At 44.7% G+C, this 18,106-nt stretch carries 18 protein-coding genes; 1 reads left to right on the top strand and 17 read right to left on the bottom strand.

Features of this window, described 5'->3' with window-relative positions:
- Positions 1-49: 49 nt before the first annotated feature.
- From BS617_RS16055 to glmU, 4 genes are all read right to left on the bottom strand, one after another.
- The gene (locus BS617_RS16055; RefSeq protein WP_075174005.1) at positions 50-511 is read right to left on the bottom strand and encodes a ferritin-like domain-containing protein; all 462 of its coding nucleotides are present in this window, start codon (positions 509-511) and stop codon (positions 50-52) included.
- A gap of 107 nt (positions 512-618) precedes the next feature.
- Entirely contained in the window at positions 619-792 is a 174-nt protein-coding gene (locus BS617_RS16050) for a DUF1328 domain-containing protein (protein ID WP_075174004.1), read from the bottom strand.
- Positions 793-1,404: 612 nt separating this feature from the next.
- The gene (glmS, locus tag BS617_RS16045) at positions 1,405-3,231 is read right to left on the bottom strand and encodes a glutamine--fructose-6-phosphate transaminase (isomerizing) (protein WP_075174003.1); all 1,827 of its coding nucleotides are present in this window, start codon (positions 3,229-3,231) and stop codon (positions 1,405-1,407) included.
- Positions 3,232-3,241: 10 nt separating this feature from the next.
- The gene (glmU, locus tag BS617_RS16040; protein ID WP_075174002.1) at positions 3,242-4,618 is read right to left on the bottom strand and encodes a bifunctional UDP-N-acetylglucosamine diphosphorylase/glucosamine-1-phosphate N-acetyltransferase GlmU; all 1,377 of its coding nucleotides are present in this window, start codon (positions 4,616-4,618) and stop codon (positions 3,242-3,244) included.
- Positions 4,619-4,732: 114 nt separating this feature from the next.
- Here glmU and BS617_RS16035 point away from each other — a divergent pair, with 114 nt between their 5' ends.
- On the top strand, positions 4,733-5,473 hold the full coding sequence (locus BS617_RS16035) for a TrmB family transcriptional regulator (protein ID WP_075174001.1): 741 nt from the start codon (positions 4,733-4,735) through the stop codon (positions 5,471-5,473).
- An 80-nt stretch (positions 5,474-5,553) separates the two neighbouring features.
- Here the strand turns inward: BS617_RS16035 and BS617_RS16030 are convergent, their stop codons facing one another.
- From BS617_RS16030 to mnmG, 13 genes are all read right to left on the bottom strand, one after another.
- Positions 5,554-5,979, bottom strand: a complete 426-nt coding sequence (locus tag BS617_RS16030; protein WP_083610167.1) for a F0F1 ATP synthase subunit epsilon — start codon at positions 5,977-5,979, stop codon at positions 5,554-5,556.
- Between the two features lie 35 nt (positions 5,980-6,014).
- A complete protein-coding gene (gene atpD / locus BS617_RS16025; protein ID WP_075174000.1) occupies positions 6,015-7,391 on the bottom strand; it encodes a F0F1 ATP synthase subunit beta in 1,377 nt (458 codons plus the stop codon).
- 36 nt (positions 7,392-7,427) lie between these two features.
- A complete protein-coding gene (gene atpG / locus BS617_RS16020) occupies positions 7,428-8,291 on the bottom strand; it encodes a F0F1 ATP synthase subunit gamma (protein WP_075173999.1) in 864 nt (287 codons plus the stop codon).
- 73 nt (positions 8,292-8,364) lie between these two features.
- Positions 8,365-9,909 carry a F0F1 ATP synthase subunit alpha gene (gene atpA / locus BS617_RS16015; RefSeq protein ID WP_075173998.1) on the bottom strand — a complete coding sequence of 515 codons (1,545 nt, stop codon included), beginning with the start codon at positions 9,907-9,909 and terminating at the stop codon, positions 8,365-8,367.
- 15 nt (positions 9,910-9,924) lie between these two features.
- The gene (locus tag BS617_RS16010; RefSeq protein WP_075173997.1) at positions 9,925-10,461 is read right to left on the bottom strand and encodes a F0F1 ATP synthase subunit delta; all 537 of its coding nucleotides are present in this window, start codon (positions 10,459-10,461) and stop codon (positions 9,925-9,927) included.
- Positions 10,462-10,473: 12 nt separating this feature from the next.
- Positions 10,474-10,944 carry a F0F1 ATP synthase subunit B gene (locus BS617_RS16005; RefSeq protein ID WP_075173996.1) on the bottom strand — a complete coding sequence of 157 codons (471 nt, stop codon included), beginning with the start codon at positions 10,942-10,944 and terminating at the stop codon, positions 10,474-10,476.
- Between the two features lie 71 nt (positions 10,945-11,015).
- Positions 11,016-11,255: a F0F1 ATP synthase subunit C gene (gene atpE, locus BS617_RS16000; protein WP_075173995.1), complete on the bottom strand. Its 240-nt coding sequence runs from the start codon at positions 11,253-11,255 to the stop codon at positions 11,016-11,018.
- Positions 11,256-11,334: 79 nt separating this feature from the next.
- Complete coding sequence (gene atpB, locus BS617_RS15995; RefSeq protein WP_075173994.1) at positions 11,335-12,156, bottom strand: F0F1 ATP synthase subunit A; 822 nt, start codon at positions 12,154-12,156, stop codon at positions 11,335-11,337.
- 20 nt (positions 12,157-12,176) lie between these two features.
- A complete protein-coding gene (locus tag BS617_RS15990; protein ID WP_249263638.1) occupies positions 12,177-12,593 on the bottom strand; it encodes an ATP synthase subunit I in 417 nt (138 codons plus the stop codon).
- A 272-nt stretch (positions 12,594-12,865) separates the two neighbouring features.
- Positions 12,866-13,777 (bottom strand): ParB/RepB/Spo0J family partition protein, encoded by a 912-nt coding sequence (locus BS617_RS15985; RefSeq protein ID WP_075173993.1) that lies wholly within the window; start codon positions 13,775-13,777, stop codon positions 12,866-12,868.
- Positions 13,778-13,784: 7 nt separating this feature from the next.
- On the bottom strand, positions 13,785-14,612 hold the full coding sequence (locus tag BS617_RS15980) for a ParA family protein (RefSeq protein ID WP_075173992.1): 828 nt from the start codon (positions 14,610-14,612) through the stop codon (positions 13,785-13,787).
- Positions 14,613-14,614: 2 nt separating this feature from the next.
- Positions 14,615-15,256, bottom strand: a complete 642-nt coding sequence (gene rsmG, locus BS617_RS15975; protein WP_075173991.1) for a 16S rRNA (guanine(527)-N(7))-methyltransferase RsmG — start codon at positions 15,254-15,256, stop codon at positions 14,615-14,617.
- Positions 15,256-17,148: a tRNA uridine-5-carboxymethylaminomethyl(34) synthesis enzyme MnmG gene (mnmG, locus tag BS617_RS15970; RefSeq protein WP_075174116.1), complete on the bottom strand. Its 1,893-nt coding sequence runs from the start codon at positions 17,146-17,148 to the stop codon at positions 15,256-15,258. Before mnmG ends, rsmG begins: the two co-directional genes overlap by 1 nt.
- Between the last annotated feature and the right edge of the window lie 958 nt (positions 17,149-18,106).

The following is an 18,106-nucleotide window of genomic DNA, read 5'->3' as shown; positions in this document are numbered from 1 at the left end:
ACGAGCCTTTTTTTGTGGACCTCTGTCCATTGAGGTTTACCTGTGAGTATTAATGACGAGTGTCTTTCATCGTGTGTTTAAGATCCCGCATGCGGTTATGTGTCAGCTGGATGGCATCAACATGGCTTGATAGGCGCGATGTTAGCAATGGGTCTTCCAGTTTTTCTACAGACTCTTTAAAGGTTTCTAATGCATCATCTTCGGCTTCTTCAAGCTGAGCAACGTATCGATAGTCTGTCTCATCTGACAGGTTAGACATAACATCGGTGTAAGTTTTGCGCATTTTACCAATTAATGTGCCACTTTCACTTGGCTCTTCGCCCATCGAAGACACGGTAGACTGCAAATCCTTTTCAATTGAGGCTCGGATATCAGCCATTTCAGTAAATAAAGCACTCAATTGAGGGGAGTTAACCTCTTTAGCGGCGTCTTTATAAAAAGCTTTGCCATCGTGACATACTGAAATCATATCGTTAACAAGACGGCTATCATGAGTTCCAAACATAGACATAGTTTTTCTCCTACTTAAATTAATTAAACGTACATGGAGTTTTAAACTTTTAATGCTATCCAGCGGCTTTGCTACCGCTGGTGTAACATAGGGTGTGGAGCTCCTGTTTATACAGGAGGCTTACCACGAAGAACGTGTGATACTAGTGAAACAACTAACAACACAACGAAGACGAAAAATAATATTTTAGCAATACCTGCACTAGCACCAGCGATACCACCAAATCCTAAAACAGCTGCAATAATAGCAACTACAAAAAATGTTAAAGCCCAGCGTAACATAGCGAATCCTCCGCAATAATTAATAGGTACTTCTATTAATACAGTCAGTTAAACTGACTATTAACGAGCCTCTATTAGGTTGGCTAACTAATTCTAAGTTCGTGTCCGTAGAATTAATTCCGTTAATTACTAGAGATATAGCCATTTGCGTGCCAGTTTTGTTTTTTCTTTTTAATTCAATTACTTAATATATCAAATTCTTTTTTATTTATTTTTCTTAAAAGAATATTCGGAAAAATTTAACCAATAACCGGTAATAATTTCCGAGTGTCGCTCATTGACTATACGCGCCCGTCAAACGCACTAAAGTATTAATCATTTTTAGATGGTTTTTATATTTTTTAACAAGCACCGTTATTATCTGTGTGACTAAACGGCGTAACTGGCTAGCGTTCGCAGTTACTTTGTTACAGGGAACAGCGGGATAAAAAACTAAAGAGCTTCGATTTAATAACAGCCACATCGTGCCGTTATGATTGGCATTATTTTAGTAAGATCGAATTAACGGAGTTATCCATCGTATTCGCCTCCTGCTGTATCGCTATAGCTAACAAGAGGCGAGAAAGTATCAGACTATAATACGCCGAGAAATATTTTTTTATAAATCAGACTTTATTCCACGGTGACACTTTTTGCCAAGTTTCTAGGCTGGTCTACGTCCGTTCCCTTCAACACGGCCACATGGTACGACAACAGCTGTAACGGGATTGTGTATACGATGGGTTCTAATATTTGCGGCATGCTTGGCATACCCAACACATGGATACCTTCACCTGGCTGCACATCTTGCGTACTTCCGGCAAAGATGAATAACTCACCACCCCGAGCGCTGACTTCTTGTAAGTTAGCTTTAAGCTTATCAAGCATGTCATTTTGCGGAGCAACAGCAACAACAGGCATGTCTTTATCAACCAGCGCCAGAGGTCCATGCTTTAATTCACCTGCCGGGTAGGCCTCGGCATGGATATAGGAGATTTCTTTGAGCTTTAGCGCTCCTTCCATGGCAACGGGATACAGGGTACCTCGACCTAAGAACAGCGAGTGGTGCTTTTCTGCAAAGGACTGCGACATGGACTCAATGGCTCCATCCATCGCAATCGAGCGCTCTATTAGCGAGGGAAGCTCGGCTAACGCCAATACAATTTCACGCTCTTTGTCTTCTGTTAGCTTAAAACGGCGACCGAGTACGATTGTTGTCAGCAATAGCGCAACTAACTGTGTGGTAAACGCTTTAGTCGATGCCACGCCAATTTCAGGCCCAGCTTTAGTCATCAAGTTTAGGTCAGATTCACGTACAAGAGAGCTACCCGGCACGTTGCAGATTGTTAAACTGGCTAAGATCTGATCTTGCACATCTCGCAGCGCTGCCAAGGTATCGGCGGTTTCGCCTGACTGCGATATAGATACAAATAAAGTCCCTTCTTGAATCACCACCGAGCGGTAACGATATTCACTGGCCACTTCAACATGACAAGGTATACCCGCGAGGCTTTCCATCCAGTATTTGGCAATCATGCCGGCATGATAACTGGTTCCGCACGCAATGATCTGGATCTGTTTTACTTGATCAAAGATGGCTGTCGCTTGCTCACCAAACACAGATTCATCAACAAGGCCGTCATTGATACGCCCTTCAAAAGCCGCTAGCGTAACCGCTGGCTGCTCGTAGATTTCTTTAAGCATATAGTGTTTGAAGCCGCCTTTATCAGCTGCAGTTACACCATGCTCATAGCGAGAAATAGGCCGCTCTACCAACTGACCGCTCTTGTCCCAAATCACTATTTCTTCGCGTGTAAGATGAGCGATATCGCCTTCTTCTAAGAAGATAAATCGGTCAGTTACCGGTAGTAAGGCAAGTTGGTCTGAGGCAATAAAGTTCTCGCCGATTCCTACACCAATGACCAATGGACTACCTTTACGTGCAGCCACTATTTCGCCAGAGTTGCTCTGGTGCATCACTCCTAAAGCAAACGCACCCTCCAATGAACCTACCGTTTGCTTAACAGCAGCGACCAAATCTGATCCCGATTTAACCGATCTATCAAGTAAGTGAGCGATTACTTCGGTATCAGTATCCGATGTAAATACGTATCCGTGCTCTTTAAGGTCACTTTTGAGGCGTTCAAAGTTTTCGATAATTCCATTATGAACAACCGCCACCTGATTACCCGACATATGAGGGTGGGCATTATGCTCAACAGGCTTGCCATGTGTTGCCCAGCGCGTATGAGCAATACCCGTACTACCAGGTAAGCCTAGCTCATCTAGCGCATCACCTAACGCTTGTACTTTGCCTGCTCGGCGCAAACGATTAATCGACGCTCCGTCCCATACTGCCATGCCCGCTGAATCATACCCACGGTACTCTAAGCGTTTTAACCCTTCGAGTAAGATACCGGCCACCGAACGTTCTGCTGTTGCTCCAACGATTCCACACATAAGGTTCTCCTTAGCTTTCCTTAGCTTTTTTGACAGGACGTTGCCAGTTGCTCAACATAACCTGTTTCGCACGCGCTACACTCAGAGTGTCATCAGCTACAGATTTAGTCACGGTAGACCCCGCACCAATGGTCGCACTATTTCCAACACTGACCGGTGCCACTAAAGCAGTGTTAGATCCAATAAACGCATTATCTCCGATATGGGTAGCCGATTTATTAACGCCATCATAGTTGCAGGTAATGGTTCCCGCACCAATATTGCTGTTTTTCCCTATGATCGCATCACCGATATAGGATAAATGATTTACTTTAGAACCCTCGCCTATAATGGCTTTTTTGGTTTCTACAAAATTGCCAATTTTAGCTCCCTTCGCTAAATCCGTTCCTGGTCGAATACGAGCAAAAGGGCCTATATCGCAACTTTCTCCAATGGTTGAGTCTTCGAGGACACTATTCGCTTTTATACGGGTATTTTTACCGACAGTGACGTTCTTCAATACACAATTTGGCTCGATCACTACGCCGGTTTCGAGTACAACTCGCCCTTCAAAAACAGCATTAATGTCTATTAACACATCACCAGCGACTTCAACTGACCCTCGAACATCAACGCGTGCTGGATCAGCCAAGGTTGCGCCACTGAGCATTAATTGTTCAGCTTGCTGCAATTGATACCAACGCTCTAACTGCGCTAATTGCACGCGGTTATTAACGCCCTGTACTTCTTGCTCACAACTAGGGTGCTGAGCGTCTATTCTTACGCCCTCAGAAGCCGCCATAGCGATAATATCGGTCAGGTAATACTCACCTTGGGCATTGTTTGAAGAAAGCGCTGGCAGCCATTTACGGAGCAGGCTAGTGGGTACCGCCATAATGCCGGTGTTTACCTCATTGATCTGTAATTCATCGCTAGAGGCATCCTTCTGCTCAACGATAGCGATCACCTCATGAGTCGCTTCAGCGCGAACGATACGGCCATAGCCAGTTGGGCTTTCAAGTTTTACTGTTAATAAACCCAGCGCTCCCGTGTGGGCCGCATTCACCAGCTTTTGCATTGTTTCTGGTTGTGTCAGCGGTACATCCCCATACAAAATGAGCGTAACGCTATCATCGGCCAAATCAGGCATGGCTTGCGCCACGGCATGTCCTGTGCCCAGTTGCTCCGCTTGTACGGCGAATGACAATGATTCATCAGATAGTTGTTCTTTTAGCTGCTCGGCCCCGTGGCCTATCACTACATGTACACGGGCTTGACCTAATTGACGAGCATTATCTATCACATGTTTTACCATGGGTTTTCCGCCGACGGCGTGTAGCACTTTTGGTAAAGCAGACTTCATTCGGCTTCCTTGCCCGGCGGCTAAAATTACAATATCCGTTGTCATTACTGGTCCTGTTTATAAATGAATATGTTTTTTTGACATTATTTGGTTCTATGTTGGCGATGCTATAGGATGTAGCTTTAGATACAATCCTTTTTGTCAGGAAAATTTTGACAAATGAACATTAAAGCATTGGAACAACTCGGTCTTGAACATCGAGAAATACAGATATATCGAGCCCTTTTAGAGTTAGGCGCTAGCCCCATACGTGCCATTGCTGAAAAAGCGGGTATTAATCGAGGGACTACATACGATTGCCTCAAAAACTTGTTACAAAAAGGCTTAGTGAGTTATCTACCCAAAGGGAAACGCCGTTTATTTTCCCCACGTGATCCCTCAGTGCTCATGCAGCTAGCAGAACAGCGCCAATTAGAGCTTGAGCAGGCGGTACACCAATTAAAGACCAGTATTATCCCAGAACTTAACCATCTAAAACCTGAATTACGTATCTCCGATGTACAATTTTATGAAGGCGATGATGGTATTGAATTTGTACTACGCGATATTTTAAGCAGCGTGTCAGCTTCGAGCCAACGGCATTATTCCGTTTTTTCGTCCCGCCCTATTCGCTCACACTTGTATCGTCCTTTTCCTAACTACACAGCTCAACGTGTAGCAAAGGGGATATCAGTCAGTGTTATAGCGATTGGCGAAGGTGGTGAAGATGCCGATTTGTCAGAACGAAAGTGGATAAAAACATCCGATAAAGCCGATGCCGCTTATATAGCCATTTATCCGCCCAAGTGTGCAATTATCTCGTTAGCGAATAATAACTACCCTACCGCTGTTGTGATTGATTCGCAGGAAGTAGCCGCCACTCAACAAATTATCTTTGATACGCTATGGCAACTTTTATAATAGCTCTAATTGTGTAAGCCTCAGACACAAAAAAGGCAGCCTAAGCTGCCTTTTTTAGATGAGTCATATACGACGTCAGATTACCTACCTAGTTTTGCACGAATCTCTTGGATCGTACGCAACTGAGCGGCTGATTCTGCAAGTTGAGCAGCAGCGCGACCATATTCAAAGTCACTCTGCTTATCAGCCATTGCTTCTTCAGCGTGCTTCTTCGCTTCTTTTGCAGCCGCTTCATCCAAGTCTGCACCATACAATGCAGTATCAGCTAAAACGATTACTTTATGTGGCTGTACTTCTAAAAAGCCACCAGAAACGTAAAAGATATCCTTTTCGCCGCCCTGCTTACGCAGTTCGACAGGGCCTGGTTTCAGTTCCGTTAGAAGCGGAGCGTGACCTGGGTATACACCCAAGTCACCCAGGCTACCTGTTACTGATACGAACTCGATTAGACCTGAGAAGATCTCTTCTTCAGCGCTTACGATATCGCAATGAACAGTCATAGCCATGTTTCTTACCTCTTAAAGGTTTCTAAACCAGACGCTTACATGCTCTTGGCTTTTTCGATCGCTTCGTCGATGCCACCAACCATGTAGAAAGCTTGTTCTGGTAGTGAATCGTACTCACCAGCCAAAATGCCTTTAAATCCACGGATAGTGTCTTTCAGAGAAACGTACTTACCTGGCGCACCCGTGAAGACTTCAGCTACGAAGAACGGCTGAGACAAGAAACGCTGAATCTTACGAGCACGTGTTACCACTTGCTTATCTTCTTCAGACAACTCGTCCATACCTAGGATCGCAATGATGTCTTTCAACTCTTTGTAACGCTGTAATACGTTCTGAACCTGACGAGCAGTCTCGTAGTGCTCAGTACCAATCACTAATGGATCTAGCTGACGAGATGTAGAGTCAAGTGGGTCGATCGCAGGGTAGATACCTAGCTCAGCGATTTGACGAGACAATACAACCGTTGCATCCAAGTGAGAGAACGTTGTTGCTGGCGATGGGTCAGTCAAGTCATCCGCAGGTACGTATACCGCTTGGATAGAAGTGATAGAGCCAGTTTTAGTCGAGGTGATACGTTCTTGAAGAACACCCATCTCTTCTGCCAACGTTGGCTGGTAACCTACCGCTGAAGGCATACGGCCTAGCAACGCTGATACCTCAGTACCTGCCAATGTGTAACGATAGATGTTATCGACGAACAACAGTACGTCACGACCTTCGTCACGGAATTTCTCAGCCATCGTCAAGCCAGTCAAAGCAACACGTAAACGGTTACCCGGTGGCTCGTTCATCTGACCGTATACGAGAGATACTTTGTCCAATACGTTGGACTCTTTCATCTCGTAGTAGAAATCGTTACCTTCACGAGTACGCTCACCAACACCTGCGAATACAGAGAAACCAGAGTGCTCGATCGCGATGTTACGGATAAGCTCCATCATGTTAACGGTTTTACCTACACCGGCACCACCGAACAGACCAACTTTACCACCCTTCGCGAACGGACATACAAGGTCGATTACCTTGATGCCTGTTTCTAACAGCTCGTTAGATGCTGCTTGGTCAGCGTAAGACGGTGCTTTACGGTGAATAGGCATACGCTCTTCTTCACCAATAGGGCCCGCTTCATCAATTGGGTTACCCAGCACGTCCATGATACGACCCAGTGTTGCTGTACCTACTGGTACAGAAACTGGAGCGCCAGTATTTGCTACTTCTAAACCACGGCTCAGACCTTCAGTCTGACCCATAGCGATCGCACGTATAACACCATCACCCAGCTGCTGCTGAACTTCTAGCGTTAGACCGGATTTTGATACGGTCAGCGCGTCATAAATTTTCGGTACGCTGTCACGTGGGAATTCCACGTCGACTACCGCGCCGATAATCTGAACAATTTGTCCGCTACTCATGTTCGGATCCTCTTTATTTTTTAACCCGTTACCGTATTAAACAGCCGCAGCACCTGAAACGATCTCAGAAATTTCCTGAGTAATCGCAGCTTGACGAGCTTTGTTGTAAACCATTTGTAACTCGTCAATAAGGTCACCAGCGTTATCTGTCGCATTTTTCATTGCTAACATACGCGCGGCCTGCTCGCAGGCGTTATTTTCAACAACTGCTTGATACACTTGAGACTCGACATAACGTCTAAGCAGAGATTCTAACAATGCTTTCGCGTCTGGTTCGTACAAATAGTCCCAATGATGATTCATCAGCTTGTCGTCGTCTTCTGCCTTCAGTGGCAGCACCTGTTCAACGAATGGAGTTTGCGTCATTGTGTTAACAAATTCGTTACCAACAATGTACAAACGGTCCACTTTACCTTCGGCAAAGCTATCCAACATCAATTTTACTGAACCAATTAAGTCAGCAATCTCTGGCGTATCGCCCAGTTGGTTTTTAGCAGCAACAACGTTACCACCGTAGCTTTTGAAAAAAGTAATCGCTTTTGATCCTAAGGCACAGATATCTACCTCAACACCGCGATCGTTATATTCTTTCATGCTTTGAACGGCTTTTTTGAACACGTTAACGTTCAAACCGCCACACAGGCCGCGATCGCTCGTTACAATAATGTAACCAACACGCTTAACCTCACGTTCTTGCATGTAAAGGTGCTTGTATTCAGGATTTGATTTAGCCAAATGCTGAATAACACCACGGATACTGCGAGCGTACGGGCGGGAAGACTGCATGCGATCTTGAGCCTTACGCATCTTACTTGCAGCTACCATTTCCATAGCGCTAGTAATTTTGCGTGTGCTGCCGATGCTCGCTATTTGCGTCTTTATCTCTTTTCCGACTGCCATAGTTCCGCTACCTAAGTTCCGCCTAGTAAAGGGTAAGTAGTAACCTGATTAACATGTTACTACTGCGCCACATTTACCAAGTTTGAGTTGACTTGAACTTCTCGATACCCGCTTTAAATTGTGAAGCGATCTCATCGTTAAAGTTACCTGACTTATTAATAGAGTCCATCAGGTCAGCGTATTCGCTGTTAAAGAATGAGATAAGTGCTGCTTCAAAATCCAGGATCTTGTTCAGTTCAACATCTTTCAAGAAACCTTCGTTTGCTGCGAATAGAGACAAGCCCATTTCGCCAACAGACATAGGTGTGTACTGCTTCTGCTTCATTAACTCAGTAACAGCCTGACCGTGTTCTAGCTGAGCGCGTGTCGCGTCATCTAGGTCAGATGCGAACTGAGCGAAAGCTGCCAATTCACGATACTGTGCCAATGCCAAACGAACACCACCACCTAACTTCTTGATGATCTTAGTTTGTGCCGCACCACCTACACGGGATACAGACAAACCAGCGTTGATCGCTGGACGTACACCTGAGTTAAACAGGCTAGTTTCCAGGAAGATCTGACCATCAGTGATGGAGATTACGTTAGTCGGTACGAATGCAGAAACGTCACCGCCTTGGGTTTCGATAACTGGTAGAGCAGTCAAAGAACCTGTTTTACCTTTTACTTCACCGTTCGTGAACTTTTCAACGTAATCAGCGTTTACACGTGCTGAACGCTCAAGTAGACGAGAGTGCAAGTAGAATACGTCACCAGGGTATGCTTCACGACCCGGTGGACGACGTAACAATAGTGAGATCTGACGGTATGCCCAGGCTTGTTTAGTCAAGTCATCGTATACGATCAGGCCATCTTCACCACGGTCACGGAAGTATTCACCCATAGTACAACCTGTGTACGGAGCCAAGAACTGCATTGCTGCAGGATCAGCTGCGCCAGCCGCAACAACAATGGTGTGATCCATTGCGCCGTGCTCTTCCAGTTTGCGTACTACGTTTGCAATAGTCGATTGCTTCTGACCAACCGCAACATAGATACAAGTCACGCCGGTATCTTTTTGGTTGATGATTGCATCGATTGCAATAGCTGTTTTACCGATCTGACGGTCACCGATGATCAGCTCACGCTGGCCACGGCCTACTGGTACCATCGCATCAATCGCTTTCAGACCTGTTTGTACAGGCTGATCAACTGATTGACGATCGATAACGCCTGGCGCTACTTTTTCAACAGCGTCAGACAATTTAGATTCGATTGGGCCTTTGCCATCAATCGGGTTACCCAGTGCGTCAACAACGCGGCCACGTAGTTCAGGGCCAACTGGTACTTCAAGGATACGGCCAGTACAACGAGCCGTCATGCCTTCTACCAAGTTCTGGTAATCACCCAATACTACGGCACCGACTGAATCGCGCTCTAGGTTGAGTGCCATTCCGTAAACACCGCCAGGGAATTCAATCATTTCCCCGTACATAACGTCAGCTAGACCGTGGATCAGAATGATACCATCGGATACGCTGACGATAGTGCCCTCGTTTCGGGCTTCAGAAGTCACATCCAGTTTTTCGATGCGCTTCTTGAGAATCTCGCTGATCTCAGATGGATTCAGTTGCTGCATGATTATTCCTCAATCTCAGGAATTCAGAGCTTCAGCCAGCTTCGCCAAACGGGCGCGAACTGAGCCGTCGATTACCAGGTCTTGCGTGCGAATTACAACACCACCCAAAATGGTTTGATCCACTTCAGTTGTCATTTTCACATCACGACCCAGCTTAGCGCTGAGAGCCTGAGTTAATTTCTGTTGCTGCTGCTCATCCAGTTCGTAGGCAGTTGTCACTTCAATATCGACAGACTGCTGTAGAACAGCTTTGAGCTGCTCGAATTGCTTGCTCATTTCAGGTAACAGAGCGAGACGATCATTTTCTGCGAGTAAGTGAATCAGGTTTTTGCCTGACTCATCTAAGTAATCTTCACAGACAGAAATGAGCGTACCCGCTTTCTGTTCACTGCTAAGCGATGGGTTGCTTAGAATCTTAGCCATATCGCTGTCTGCTGCAACACCACTCAGTGTTGCAAGCATCGCGGACCACTGATCCAAAGCACCTTTGTCATTCGCAAATTCGAAGGCAGCTTTCGTGTAAGGACGAGCGACTGTATTGAGTTCAGCCATCGTAAACCTCGCTTAAAGCTCCGCTGCTAGTTTATCAACCAGCTGAGCGTGGGCTGCTTGGTCAACCGAAGCACCAAGAATTTTCTCTGCACCTGCTACTGCTAATACAGCAACTTGTGAACGGAGTTCTTCTTTAGCACGGTTAACTTCCTGTTCGATTTCTGCCTGTGCTGATGCGGTTACGCGCTCAGCTTCCGCACGTGCGGTTTCTTTGGCTTCTTCGATTAACTGGTTAGCCCGCTTATTAGCCTGTTCGATGATGGCGGCTGCTTGCTCTTTGCTTTCACGCATGTTTGCAACAGCTTGTTCTTGCGCCAATTCCAGATCGCGCTTAGCACGTTCTGCAGCGTCAAGGCCTTCAGCTATCTTCTTTTTACGTTCTGCTAGGGCATCCGTAATAGGAGGCCACACGTATTTCATGCAGAACACAACGAAGATGGCGAAAGCGATAGCCTGACCAATGATGGTTAGATTGATATTCACGCCATTACCTCTCGCGGTTGTTCTAAAAAGTAGTTATCCCGACAAGGGAAGTTCATATTGTCGACTACTTATTAGCCCGCAACAGCGAACATCAGGTACATGCCAAGACCAACACCGATCATAGGTACAGCATCTACTAGACCCATTACGATGAAGAAGTTCGAACGCAAAAGTGGAACCAATTCCGGCTGGCGTGCAGCACCTTCCAAGAATTTACCACCCAGCATGCCGATACCTACAGCAGCACCAATAGCAGCCAGACCCATCATCAGTGCAGCAGCCAGAAATACTAGCGCAGTAGCCATTTCCATCAGATTATCTCCAAGTTTTTTTAAAGTTAAGGTTAAAGTTAATTGGTTAAAGTTAAACTTTTTTAGGTTGTATCACGTTTTAGTGATCATCATGCGCCATTGCTAAGTAAACAATAGTCAATACCATGAAGATGAATGCCTGCAGCGTGATTACCAAAATATGGAAAATTGCCCATGGAACCGACAGGATCCATTGCAGCCAGAATGGCAGCAAAGCAATCAAGATAAAGATCATCTCACCCGCATACATGTTACCGAACAGTCGCAATGCCAGTGATACTGGTTTAGCGAGCAAGCCAACGACTTCCAGGAACAAGTTAAATGGTAGTAACCATTTACCGAGCGGATTGAAAGCCAATTCAGCAAAGAAGCCACCAAACCCTTTTTGTTTGATGCTGTAGTAAACAATCAAGCCAAATACGCTAAACGCCATACCTAATGTTGCGTTTACGTCAGTTGTAGGTACCACTTTCATGAAGTGGATGCCCATTTGGCCGGCAACATACGGGATCCAATCTACAGGCACAAGGTCCATCGTATTCATCAGGAAGATCCAGACGAAGATAGTCAGTGCTAACGGTGCTATCACCGCATTTTTGTAGTGGAAGATGCCTTTAACGTTATCGTCAACAAACTCGACGATCGATTCGATAAAGTTTTGTGTGCCATTAGGTACGCCCGCAGTAACATTTTTAGCGACTTTTCGGAAAAGCCATAAAAATAGGATACCGAGGCCTAACGACCATAGCATTGTGTCAACGTTGATAGCCCAGAAACCCATCTCCGCCGCTTCAACCGCTGAATGAGCAAAGCTCCAGCCGTTTTCAGGGTGGTTACCAAACGTAAGATTGGTAAGGTGATGGGATATATATTCTGAGGATGTGATAGTTCCGCTAGCCATTCTCAGCTCTCTCGTTAAGTTTAAAGTTTTAGGAATCGGTTATTCAGTTTTATCTGCAGAAAGCCATGGCTTAAATGCAGCAAAATCAAAACTGAAAATATGGAAAATGGACTTATCGGTTTAACGAAGAACAAGGCTAAGCCTAAGCAAACCAAGTAAATCATCATTTTCCATATTTCACCGATGTACATATCCGCAAGTGCAGCTCGTGCCGAGCCAAAATTACGGAGCGATAAAGCGCGCCATGTAAAATAGGTTTGTGGAATCAAATAAATGACACCACCTAACAACGCTGAATAGCCAGCTACGACTCCATTTGTTAGAGCGATAGCGGCGGCAATTAACGCGATGCCAGCTTGAACGCCGAGAACTCTGAAAGCGCGTTTTCGCGTCTCACGGGTATGCTTACCCGGTTTGATGGCTTGGCTTTCGTTCACGTGCAAATCAAACTCTTTATGCCCTATTTTGGAACACTGTATCCAAATAGCGTGCCGATTATATGGGGTTCAGCCCCGATACTCAACTAGCTACTGTCGGGATTTGCACTAATGTCTTAGCGCAGATCATACTAATGTCCCGAGTTTTTATTCTAAATAGCTCTTTAGGCGGCTTTATGTGCACTTAGGGTGGTATTTATGCCAAATAAAGTGCGACATTGCCATTTTGTTATCCTACAGAACTCACGCTTGTTATTCGATGCTTTTACACCTTATTTTAGTGAGTTCAAGAGTGTATCTAATGCTTCGGGCGAATCATAGGCAATCGTGATTTTACCTTTGCCTTTTTGGTTTTGATTTATCGTCACCTTAGCCGCAAGGCGTTCGGATAAGCTAGTCGCAATAGAATCCAGAGCAGGGTTGGGTAATTGTGTTTGTTTCGGTGCTTTTTCAGGCGTAGTTGCTTGCCATTTACGCACTAGCTCTTCTGTTTGGCGCACGGATAAGCCTTTGGCCACCACTTCGTTACCTGCACTGACTTGTTTCAGCCCTTCTAAACCAAGCAAGGCTCTTGCATGACCCATTTCTATATCGCCATGCTCAAGTAACATACGAACATCGCTGGTAAGCTTCATTAAGCGTAATAGGTTAGTTACGGCCGAACGAGATTTACCGACGGCATCGGCGACTTCCTGTTGCGTCAATTCAAACTCGTCTTGCAGACGCTGGAGCGCTATAGCTTCTTCCATTGGGTTTAAATTTTCGCGTTGAATGTTCTCGATAAGCGCCATCGCTATAGCGGCTTCATCGGGCACATCTTTTATCACGACCGGTATTTCAGTCAAACCCGCCATTTGAGAAGCGCGCCAACGGCGTTCACCCGCGATAATCTCATAACGGCCTTCGGCTTCAATTGGTCGTATGACAATTGGCTGCATAACGCCTTGCGCACGAATTGAGTTTGCTAAATCTTCTAAGGCTTCGGGTTCTAAATCTCGACGTGGTTGATAACGTCCACGTTCGATGACATCCACAGACATAAGACGATAGCCATCACTCATGTCTTTAGCCGCGCTTGATACGTGATCACTGTCCGAAGCAGACTCAACAGAAACTTCTTCTACCGTATTAACGCTGGCTAATAATGCATCCAGACCACGACCTAAGCCTCTTTTTTTAACCATAACTCAATTAATCCTGTTGCGTTGCTTGCTGATGTTCTGTTTGTTCTGGGACAGAGGCTTCAGTACTTGCTTTGTTTGTTTTGCGAATAAGCTCCCCGGCCAATGCTAAATAAGCCACCGATCCGCGAGAATTTTTATCATAAAGTAAGGCTGGCAATCCATGAGATGGTGCTTCAGCTAGACGAACATTACGCGGGATGACTGTGCGGTACACTTTATCGCCAAAGTATTCGACTAGATGATTTGATACATCCTTAGTTAAGCTCATTCGCGGATCAAACATGGTCCGTAAAATCCCTTCTATACGTAATTCAGGGTTTAAACGTTTATTGATTTTATCGATAGTACCTATTAAGGCACTGATTCCTTCCAACGCGTAGTATTCGCACTGCATGGGAATAATGACACCAGAGGAAGCAGCTAACGCATTGACCGTCAGTAAGTTAAGCGACGGTGGGTTATCAATTAAGATGAAGTCATATTGATCAGCAATATTTAACAGTGCCTTTTTCATCCGGAACTCTCGTCGAGGTAATTGCAATAACTCGACTTCCGCTGCCGTAAGATCACCATTAGAACCAATAACATCATAGCCGACAGGTAAACCTGTCAATACGGCTTGTGTCACTTCACATTGATCAGTGAGTACTTCATAGGCGGAGTATTCTAATTCGTGTTTATCGACACCGCTGCCCATTGTGGCATTACCTTGAGGGTCAAGGTCGATCATGAGGACACGTTTCTTTGTAGCAGCTAATGAAGCAGCCAGATTAACGCAGGTTGTTGTTTTACCGACGCCGCCTTTCTGGTTCGTAATGGTTAGAATCTTTGCCACGCTTATCCTCTCTCTGGTACATGCTCAAGCACGATCAGATGCCTTTCTCCATCGGTTCCCGGTACAGTCAGTGGATGAGTGGTTTTAAGACGAATCCCTTCTGGCATGGCCGCGATTTCTTCTGCGGGGTATTGTCCCTTCATTGCCAAAAACACACCATCGGTCGCACATAACTGCCGAGTCCATGTGATCATATCAGACAATGAGGCAAATGCGCGCGAGATCACTTCATTAAATGGCTCGGCTTCACACTGCTCAGCTCTGCCATTAATAATGGTGAGATTATCTAAACCGAGTGCTAATTTAACTTGGTTTTGAAAACGCGTTTTTTTGCCATTGCTGTCAAGTGTTGTTACAGACAGATCCGGGCGACAAATAGCTAACGGAATACCGGGTAATCCAGGTCCACTGCCCACGTCTACAATACGTGGCCCTTGAACAATATTTAAGACACTCAGGCTGTCAACCAAATGACGATCTATCATTTCTTCAGGGTTACGAATAGCGGTTAAATTAAATGCTTTATTCCACTTTTCCAATAACCCTAAGTAATCAACTAACTGATCCAACTGTGTTGCTGAGACTTCTAGCGACATCTGTTTGATACGCTTCTCCAGTAAAGCACGACGTTGTGTCAGTTCCATTAACCAGCCACCTTTTGTTTTTTTAGCATTTGTTGTTTTTTCAACTGAACTAACAGCAGAGAAATAGCTGCCGGTGTCATTCCTTGAATACGGGATGCTTGTGCTAACGTTGAAGGGCGTTGCTGATTCAATTTACTTTTCAGCTCGTTCGACAACCCGCCTATGATGTCATAGTCGAAAGATTCCGGCAGAGGTGTGTCCTCTTGAAGGCGCATCTTTTCAATGTCTTCTAGTTGACGATCAATATAGCCAGCGTATTTAAATTGAATTTCAACCTGCTCAGCGACTTGTGGATCTTCTTGATGTTCACCTTTCAAGGTAGCCACGTCGGCATACGATAGCTCAGGGCGCTTTAATAAATCAGCTAAGTTATATTCTCGATTCATAGGAGAAGAGAGCTTAGCCGCTAGTTTTTCGGCTTCAGGGGTATTTGGTTGAATCCATGTACTGCGCAAGCGCTGCTGTTCTAGTTCAATAGATTCACGCTTTTTACAGAAAGCAGCCCATCGTTCATCACCTACCAAACCTAGTTCTCGCCCTTTTTCGGTCAGACGCAGGTCGGCATTATCTTCTCGCAGAATTAAACGGTATTCCGCACGGCTGGTAAACATACGATACGGTTCAGAGGTGCCCATCGTAATTAGATCATCAACTAACACACCAATATACGCTTCATCACGACGCGGATACCATTGATCTTTACCCTGAGAGCGAGCTGCCGCATTTAAGCCTGCTAATAACCCTTGCGCACCTGCTTCTTCATAACCCGTTGTACCGTTTATTTGACCGGCAAAATAAAGACCGTTCATATACTTAGTTTCAAGTGTGTGCTTTAAGTCTTGTGGGTTGAAGTAATCATATTCGATGGCATAACCAGGGCGAAGAATATGTGCGTTCTCAAACCCCTTAATCGAGCGCACAGCGGCCAATTGAATATCAAAAGGTAAACTGGTTGATATCCCGTTTGGGTAAAGCTCGTGCGTCGTTAACCCTTCGGGCTCAACAAAGATTTGATGCTGATTTTTATCAGCAAAACGCATGATCTTATCTTCTATCGATGGGCAGTAACGTGGCCCAACCCCTTCAATCACTCCGGTATACATCGGTGAGCGATCTAACCCTGCGCGTAAAATATCGTGGGTGCGCTCATTAGTATAAGTAATGTAACAACTAATTTGCTGAGGGTGATCGTCTACCGAGCCCATGAAAGACATGACAGGCAGAGGAGTATCGCCGGGCTGTTCTTGCATAACTGAAAAATCAACACTGCGTGCATCAATACGGGGGGGTGTTCCCGTTTTTAAACGATCCACTCTAAACGGCATTTCACGTAAACGTTTAGCGAGAGCGATTGAAGGAGGATCACCAGCGCGGCCACCTGAATGATTATCCAAACCAATATGAATAACCCCACCTAAAAAGGTGCCCGCCGTTAGTACAACAGACTCGGCATAAAAACGAATACCTGTTTGTGTAACAACGCCTTTGACTTGATCTTGTTCGACGATCAAATCGTCCGCAGCTTGCTGGAATAATTGTAAGTTTGGTTGGTTTTCTAAAATTTCGCGAATCGCCGCTTTGTAAAGAATACGGTCAGCTTGAGCTCGTGTTGCTCTTACAGCAGGCCCTTTTCGAGAATTTAATACCCGAAATTGTATACCGCCTTTATCTGCTGCTTTAGCCATTGCACCATCAAGTGCATCAATTTCTTTAACCAAATGGCTCTTACCAATACCACCTATGGCTGGGTTGCATGACATTTGGCCTAACGTTTCGATGTTATGGCTAAGCAATAGAGTTTTGGCACCCATACGAGCAGAAGCTAATGCAGCTTCAGTACCTGCATGTCCACCGCCAATAACAATGACATCAAAGCGATCCGGATAATCCAAAACACAACCCTCAAACAATGTAATAAATCGATGTTTTCCTTCCGTTGAAGACGGTATTAGGAAAACGGGCCGAGCATTATACAGCGGAGTTAATCAGGAAGAAATGGTTAAAAATTAACCAAATATAATTTTCTTCTTTTTATTAACTAAAGAAAGAATATATATGTATATAAAGAAAGAAGTATTGTTATGGTTGTTATTATAAGGGAACCTCTTTTCTGTTTGTATCCAATATTTAACCATAATAATCAATAAGTTATAGCAATGACAACTGCGGCGTAATTCTGTCATTTAGCTCTGTTCATGTTTTGGATAGCCTGTGTGTAAAAAGCCTAGTTATGCACACCCCTATTTATTCACATGATTACCCCCATCTCTTACCCCTTGCCTTACATAGCTTATTCACAAACGATTTAATTTTATTACATCCGTGGATGCTTAAGAGGAAAATTTGTGTATAAACCTGTGTAGTATGTTAATAAGTGTAAAAAACGTGTGCTTGGATTTATCCACAGGTTTATTGCAGAGCATAAACGCTAACAGATAATAACTTCAGTATAACTTTGTGAATAGTAAATAATTTCAATAGCTTAGGCTTGTTGAAAACTTTTTCTGTGCATAAGTTGTGTGGATGCAATTGTGACTAACTACTAGATGTCGTCGTGTTCTTTAACTACTAGGATAAAATTACAGCGGCTTCCTGTGTATAACCTAGCCAATAAATTTCCCCAAAATGTCGCTTTTTCTCTTAAAGAGCTCTTTTATGATGCATTAGCTATTTGAACGATCTATGAGAACAGCCGTGTGTATCTTCATAAATGTTAATACTATCAATAACTTATATTTAAATTCATTTTTTCTGATCAATTGGTCAGGTTTTTGCTATACAGCACAGTAAGATTGGCTTTAATCCTAAATAACCCGTTTATTCAAGATTGAAGGCGCTATATCAACAAGC

It is taken from the genome of Neptunomonas phycophila (assembly GCF_001922575.1).
GTDB classification, from domain to species: Bacteria; Pseudomonadota; Gammaproteobacteria; order Pseudomonadales; family Balneatricaceae; genus Neptunomonas; species Neptunomonas phycophila.
Note: the sequence above shows the minus strand (reverse complement) of the source record. Positions and strands in the feature narration are given on the sequence as shown.